Below are 6,433 nucleotides of genomic sequence, written 5' to 3' on the forward strand. Positions count from 1 at the left end.
GTCAGGCCCGCCACACCAGGTGGATGTCGGGGGCCTTCTCCTCGTTGTCGGCGCCGTCGGTGCGCAGGTGCTCGACCAGCCCGCGGGCCTCGTAGAAGACACGCGCGGGGAGGTTGGAGACGAAGACCCACAGGCTGAAGCCGTCGGGGTGGCGGGCCTTCACCAGGTCGAGCAGGGCACTGCCGACGCCGCGGCCCTGGGCGCTCGGCTCGACGTACAGGTCGTCGAGCCAGGTCCGGGTGAACCGGGCGTAGCCGACGATCCGGCCGTCGAGCTCGGCCACCCACGTCTCGCTGGAGCCGAAGAGCCCGGCGATGTGGTCGCGGACCTCGTGCAGGGGGTGCAGGCCCGGCGGCATCGGCGAGGCGTCGCGGGCGGCGAGCTGGACCTCGGCGAGGCGCGGGACGTCGTCCGGGACGGCGGGGCGCAGCTGTAGGTCGCTCACCTCGCCCCCGCCGGCCTCAGTGGGCGTCACGGATGACGTCGAGGGCGTGGGCCAGGTCGTCGGGGTAGGTCGACTCGTACTCGACGTACTCCCCCGTCTCGGGGTGCTCGAAGCCGAGCTTGACCGCGTGCAGCCACTGCCGCTCGAGCCCGACCCGGCGGGCCAGGACGGGGTCGGCGCCGTAGGTGATGTCACCGACGCAGGGGTGCTTGAGCGCGCTCATGTGCACCCGGATCTGGTGGGTGCGGCCGGTCTCGAGGTGGATCTCGAGCAGGCTCGCGAAGCGGTGGGCCTCGAGCGTCTCGTAGTGGGTGACGCTGTGGCGGCCGTCGTCCATGACCGCGAACTTGTAGTCGAAGCGCGGGTGACGCCCGATCGGGGCGTCGATGGTGCCCTCGAGCGGGTCGGGGTGGCCCTGGACCAGCGCGTGATAGGTCTTGTCGACCGTGCGGTGGCGGAAGGCGTTCTTGAGGATCGAGTAGGCGTGCTCGGACTTGGCGATGACCATCACGCCCGACGTCCCGACGTCGAGGCGCTGCACGATGCCCTCGCGCTCCTTGGCGCCGGAGGTGGAGATCCGGAAGCCCGCGCCGGCGAGGTGGCCGACGACCGTCTGGCCGCGCCAGCCCGGCGAGGGGTGGACCGCGACGCCGACCGGCTTGTCGATCACCACGATGGCGTCGTCGTCGTGGATGATCTTGATGCCCTCGACGATCTCGGGGACGATCTCGAGCGGGTCGACCTCGGCCGGGATCTCGACGTCCAGCATCGACCCGGCGAGCACCCGCTCGCTCTTGCCGCCGACGACGGCGCCGTCGAGCCGGACCCGGTCCTGGGAGATCAGCTCGGCCGCGCGCGTGCGCGAGACCCCGAAGAGCTGGGCCATCGCGACGTCGACCCGCTCCCCCTCGAGGCTGTCGGGGACCGGCAGGCTGCGGTGGTCGACGGTGCTCACGCCTTCTCCTTCGTGGCCCGTCGGCCGTCGAGCCCGACCCCGCGCAGGACCTGGATCAGGATCAGCGCGACGCCGACGTTGATCGACATGTCGGCCACGTTGAACACGGGCCAGTTGGGCAGCATCAAGAAGTCGACCACGTGGCCGCGGAACGGGCTCGGGTCGCGGAAGATCCGGTCGAGCAGGTTGCCGTCGATGCCCGCGAGCAGCAGCCCGAGCGACACCGCCCACACCTTGTCGACGACCCGCCGGCTCACCCACAGCACGACGAGGGTCGCCACACTGGCGAGCCCCGCGAGCGCGATCGTGAACCGGGTGCCGAGGCTGAACGCCGCGCCCGGGTTGTAGGTGAGGTGCAGCTTGAGGACCTCGCCGAGGACCTTGACGTCGGGCTCACCGGTGAGGTGACGCACCGCCAGCACCTTGGCGACCTGGTCGATGGCGATGACGACGAGCGCCACCACGAGGAAGAGCGCCCACGCCCGCGGGGCCGCGAGGAGCGACCTCCCGGCGTCGTCGGATCCGTCGTCGCGGCCGTCCACCGGCGTGCCCTGTGCTGCTTCCATGTCGGGGACGAGTGTCCCACATCGGGCACGCCGGGGCTCAACCGCGAGCGCGCCCGACCATGGCTCAGCGGCTCAGTAGCCGCCGCGCTTCTCCTCACGGGTCTTGCACGCCATGCACAGCGTCGCGCGTGGGAACGCCATCAGCCGCATCTTGCCGATCGGGTTGCCGCAGGACTCGCACACGCCGTACGTGCCGTCGTCGATGCGGGCCAGGGCGCGGTCGATCTGGGCGACCTTCTCGCGCTCGTGGTTGAGGACGGTCAGCTCGTGGTCGCGCTCGAAGCTCGTCGCGCCGAGGTCGGCCTGGTCCTGGCCGGCGCCGTCGCCGGAGTCGCGGAGCAGGCCGGTCAGGTCGGCCTCCTGCTCCTCGAGGATCAGGGCGCTGTGCTCGCGCTGCTCATGGAGCTCGGCCATGACCTCGGCCAGCTCCTCCTTGGACCAGGCCTCCTCGTGGTCGAGGACGACGAGGGACGAGGGGGTCGCCTTCTTGGCGGGGGCCTTCTTCACCGGTGCTGCCTTCTTGGCGGGCGGAGCCGCCTTCTTCGTGGGGCTCGCCGCCGGAGCGGGAGCCGCCTTCTTGGCGGGCGCGGCGGTCTTCTTGGCCGGCACCGCGGTCTTCTTGGCCACAGCCGCCTTCGGGACGGGCGCAGCGGTCTTCTTGGCGGGCGCGGCCTTCTTAGCCGGGGCCGTCTTCCTGGCGGGCGAGGCCTTCTTGGCCGGGGCCGTCTTCTTGGCGGGCGCGGCCTTCTTGGCCGGGGCGGCCTTCTTGGCCGGGGCGGCCTTCTTGGCCGGGGCCGCCTTCTTGGCCGGGGCCGCCTGCTTGGCCGCTGCCGTCTTCACCGGGGCAGCCTTCTTGGCCGGGGCCGCGGCCTTCTTCGCGGCGGCAGGAGCGGCCTTCTTGGCCGGCGCCGCCTTCTTCGCGGGAGCCGGAGCCGCCTTCTTGGCCGGGGCCGTCTTCTTCGCCGGGGCCGTCTTCTTGGCCGCAGCCGCCTGCTTGGCGGGGGTGGCGGCGCCCTTGCGAGGGCGGATGATCTTCCGCGCGGCGGACGCGGCCTGACCGGCCAACGACTTCTTCGTACTGCGGGCCATGACGGACTCCTCAGAGGCGGCGTCCCGCGCACCGGAAGGCGGCGGGCGTGCTGCGGAGGTTAGCGGGTCCTGCCAAGGGCTCCAAGGAGGCACACCGTGGCACGAGACGCGGCGCGTCGCCGGAAAGACGAACCGGCCGGCGCCGCGCGAGGCGGAACCGGCCGGTTCGGGTGCTGCGGGGAGAGGCTCAGGCCTCTTCCTCGCCGAGGATGGAGCGCAGCCGCTTGGGGGCCGGCGCCTCCTCGACCGGGGCGAGGGTGTCGCCCGGGGTCTGCAGCGACTCGAGCTGCTGGGTGAAGTAGCTCTTGAGACGCGAGCGGTACTCGCGCTCGAAGGAGCGCAGCGTCTCGACCTCGGCGGAGAGCTTGTCGCGCTCCTTCTCCAGGTCGCCGAAGAGCTGGGTACGGCGCTCGGCGGTCTCGCTGTCGAGCATCTCGGCGCGGGTGCGGGCGTCGGACTCGAGGCGGTCGGCCTTGACCTTGGCCTCGGACTCGAGGCGCTCGGACTTGGTGCGGGCCTCGCCGACGATCTTGTCGGCCTCGTTCTTGGCGTCCTCGACGAGCTCGTCGGCGTTGCGCGTGGCGATCTCGAGGAGGCGGGCCGCGGCGTTGGACGCCTCGGGCACGGTCTCGACGCGGATCGTCTGCACGCCGGCCTCGACCGGGGCGGCGACGGGAGCCGGCGCAACGGGAGCCGCGACGACGGGCTCGACCGGAGCGGGCACCTCGACCGGAGCCGGGGGCTCGGGCACCTCGGGAACGGGCGCGAGCTGGGTGGGCGCGTCGAACGCGGCGGACGAGCCACCGGCCTGCGCGGCCGCGAGCTTCGCGCGGAGGTCGTCGTTCTCCTGGGTCAGACGAGCCAGCTCGGCCTCGACCTCATCCAGGAACTGGTCGACCTCGCCCATGTCGTAGCCCTCGCGCAGCCGGACCGGCGTAAAGCGCTTGTTGCTCACGTCCTCAGGCGTCAGCGGCATGACCTCACCTATCTACGAAGATTCATCGACAGTCTGTCTCCCCGAACGATAGCGCCTGCTCGGGAGATCCCTGCATCTGCCGTCGAGGCGTGGCGCTGACGCCAACGGCGGGGCGGTGCGTGTTACAGGAGTGTCCGGCGGTTCACCGCCAGCAGGATGTAGGCGACGATCATCACCAGGAAGAAGCTGATGTCGAGCGCGAAGTTCCCGATCCGGATCGGCTTGATCACCTTGCGCAGCCCGTTGATGGGCGGGTCGGTGACCGTGTAGGACAACTCGAGGAAGACCAGCACCGGGCCGCGCGGCTCCCACGCCCGGGCGAAGACCTGCACCCAGTCCGTGATGAGCCGGACCCACAGGAATCCGATGAAGGCGAAGAGCACGCCCTCGATGATCCAGCCGACGATCGTCACGCGGTCAACCTATCGGTCGGGGAAAGAGCGAACCCGCCCGGGACGGGTCCCGGACGGGCTCGATGGTCAGCGCCCTCAACTCTGGTTGAAGAAGCCGCCGGTGTCGGCGATGCGCTGCTTGTCCTCGGCCGCGACGGTCACGTTGGGCGGCGAGAGCAGGAAGACCTTGTTGGTGACCCGCTCGATGTTGCCGCGGGTGGCGAAGATCAGGCCGGCCGCGAAGTCGACGAGGCGCTTGGCGTCGGCATCGTCCATCTCGGAGAGGTTCATGATCACCGGGACGCCCTCGCGGAACTCCTCGCCGATGGTCCGCGCGTCGTTGTAGGTCGTGGGCTGCAGCGTGACGATCCGCGAGCGGTCGGCGACGACCGGCTGCGGGGCGACCGCGACCGGACGGCGGCGCTCCTCGAGGTCGGCCACCGACGCGGCGCGCGTCTCGGAGCCCGACGGCACGGCACGGACGGGTCGGCTCGGACGCTCCTCACGGGCGGGCGCCCGCTCGGTCACCTCGTCGTCGTACTCGTCATAGCCGGTGTCCTCCAGCAGGCCGAGGTACTCACCGATCCTGCGCATCGCACCGCTCATGACTGTTGCCTCCGTGTTTCGCGCCCCTGCAGCTCAGGGGCAGGTGGTGGTGTTCTGGACATTACTGGACCGTGGGCCTCGAACCGAGGACCGCGGAGCCGACGCGCACGTGTGTCGCGCCGACGGTGATCGCCGCCTCCAGATCGCCGGACATGCCGGCGGACAGGACGGTGGCGTCGGGGTGTCGGGACAGGAAGTCGGCCCGGATCCCGGCCAGTCGCGAGAAGGCCAGCGCGGGGTCCTCGTCGAGCGGCGCGACGGCCATCAGGCCGCCGAGTCGCAGGGCGGGAGTGCGGGCCACCTCGTCGGCGAGCGCGGGCAGGGTGGCCGGGTCGGCGCCGAACCGGTGCTCGCGCCCGGGCGGGTCGAGGCTGACCTGGAGCAGGACGTCGACCACGCGGCCGGCGTCCTCGGCGCCCCGGGCGAGCCGGGCCACGAGCGCGGCGCGGTCGACGGACTCGACGACGTCGGCGTAGCGCGCGACGGCGGCGGCCTTGTTGGACTGCAGCCCGCCGATGAAGTGCCAGCGCAGCCCGAGGTCGGTACACTCGGCGGCCTTCGCCTCGGCCTCCTGGTGGCGGTTCTCCCCCACGTCGGTGACGCCGAGTCCGGCGAGCAGCCGGACGTCGGAGGCCGGGAAGTACTTGGTCACCACGACCAGCGCCACGTCGCCGTCGGGTCGCCCGGCGTCGGCGGTGGCCCGCGCGATCCGGTCGTGGACGGCGGCGAGATTGGCGCGGAGCTCGTCGATGCGGGTCATGCCAGCCACACCAGTCCTGCGAAGCGGCCCGCCGCGTCGCCGTCGCGCCGATAGGAGTGGAAGGTCGGGTCCTCGAGGGTGCAGCCCGGGACGACGCTCGCCGGGACGCCGGCGGCGGCGAGCTGGGCGACGACACCGGCGCCGAGGTCGAGCGCAGGCGTGCCCCAGCTCGTCTCGGCGTACGTCGCGGGGACGGCGGCCGCGACCTCGTCGCGCATCGCGGCGGGCACCTCGTAGCAGCGCCCGCAGACATGGGGCCCGATCCAGCCCCGGACCTCGGTGGCGCCGAGCTCGCGCATCCGCTCGACGGTGCGGGTGACGACGTCGAGCTCGACACCGCGGCGGCCCGCGTGGGCGGCGCCGAGGACGCCGACCGCCGCGTCGGCGAGGACGACCGGGACGCAGTCGGCGACGCGGACCATCAGCCCGACACCGCGACTCGCGGTGACCTGGCCGTCAGCGGTCGGGACCGCCGCGGACGGGCCGTCGACGATCGCGACGGCGTCGCCGTGGACCTGGTGGAGCCGCGCGATCGCGACGCCGGCCGCCCGCTCGAGAGCGGCGACCCCGTCGTCGTGACGGAGGTCGAGAGAGGCGTCGGTGAACGCGACCTCGACCCGGCCCCCGTCGCGGGGGGCCGGGTC

At 72.3% G+C, this 6,433-nt stretch carries 9 protein-coding genes; all 9 read right to left on the reverse strand.

All coding sequences use genetic code 11. From position 1 onward, the window contains the following. Position 1: 1 nt before the first annotated feature. Positions 2-475 (reverse strand): GNAT family N-acetyltransferase, encoded by a 474-nt coding sequence (locus AB4880_RS20420; RefSeq protein WP_367921050.1) that lies wholly within the window; start codon positions 473-475, stop codon positions 2-4. Further along, positions 462-1,400: an RluA family pseudouridine synthase gene (locus AB4880_RS20425; RefSeq protein ID WP_367921051.1), complete on the reverse strand. Its 939-nt coding sequence runs from the start codon at positions 1,398-1,400 to the stop codon at positions 462-464. Before AB4880_RS20425 ends, AB4880_RS20420 begins: the two co-directional genes overlap by 14 nt. Further along, complete coding sequence (gene lspA, locus AB4880_RS20430) at positions 1,397-1,966, reverse strand: signal peptidase II (RefSeq protein WP_367921052.1); 570 nt, start codon at positions 1,964-1,966, stop codon at positions 1,397-1,399. The genes AB4880_RS20425 and lspA overlap by 4 nt, the downstream gene beginning before the upstream one ends. Before the next feature lie 72 nt (positions 1,967-2,038). Beyond that, positions 2,039-3,055, reverse strand: coding sequence for a TraR/DksA family transcriptional regulator (locus AB4880_RS20435; RefSeq protein ID WP_367921053.1), 1,017 nt, complete (start codon positions 3,053-3,055; stop codon positions 2,039-2,041). A 187-nt stretch (positions 3,056-3,242) separates the two neighbouring features. Continuing rightward, positions 3,243-4,031: a DivIVA domain-containing protein gene (locus AB4880_RS20440; RefSeq protein WP_367921054.1), complete on the reverse strand. Its 789-nt coding sequence runs from the start codon at positions 4,029-4,031 to the stop codon at positions 3,243-3,245. Between the two features lie 122 nt (positions 4,032-4,153). Next, entirely contained in the window at positions 4,154-4,444 is a 291-nt protein-coding gene (locus tag AB4880_RS20445; RefSeq protein ID WP_367921055.1) for a YggT family protein, read from the reverse strand. 75 nt (positions 4,445-4,519) lie between these two features. Then, positions 4,520-5,029 carry a cell division protein SepF gene (locus tag AB4880_RS20450; RefSeq protein ID WP_367921056.1) on the reverse strand — a complete coding sequence of 170 codons (510 nt, stop codon included), beginning with the start codon at positions 5,027-5,029 and terminating at the stop codon, positions 4,520-4,522. A 61-nt stretch (positions 5,030-5,090) separates the two neighbouring features. Then, positions 5,091-5,789, reverse strand: coding sequence for a YggS family pyridoxal phosphate-dependent enzyme (locus AB4880_RS20455; RefSeq protein WP_367921057.1), 699 nt, complete (start codon positions 5,787-5,789; stop codon positions 5,091-5,093). Continuing rightward, positions 5,786-6,433 (reverse strand): purine nucleoside phosphorylase YfiH/LACC1 family protein (locus AB4880_RS20460; protein WP_367921058.1); only part of this gene is annotated, 648 nt, incomplete at its 5' end. The genes AB4880_RS20455 and AB4880_RS20460, both read right to left, overlap by 4 nt.

The sequence above is a fragment of the Nocardioides ginsengisoli genome (assembly GCF_039537225.1).
Lineage (GTDB): Bacteria > Actinomycetota > Actinomycetes > Propionibacteriales > Nocardioidaceae > Nocardioides > Nocardioides ginsengisoli.

Coding starts and splice junctions, on each gene's coding strand:
- lspA (WP_367921052.1), bottom strand. CDS start 1,966: ATGGAAGCAGCACAGGGCACGCCGGTGGACGGCCGCGACGACGGATCC.
- AB4880_RS20435 (WP_367921053.1), bottom strand. CDS start 3,055: ATGGCCCGCAGTACGAAGAAGTCGTTGGCCGGTCAGGCCGCGTCCGCC.
- AB4880_RS20440 (WP_367921054.1), bottom strand. CDS start 4,031: ATGCCGCTGACGCCTGAGGACGTGAGCAACAAGCGCTTTACGCCGGTC.
- AB4880_RS20450 (WP_367921056.1), bottom strand. CDS start 5,029: ATGAGCGGTGCGATGCGCAGGATCGGTGAGTACCTCGGCCTGCTGGAG.
- AB4880_RS20455 (WP_367921057.1), bottom strand. CDS start 5,789: ATGACCCGCATCGACGAGCTCCGCGCCAATCTCGCCGCCGTCCACGAC.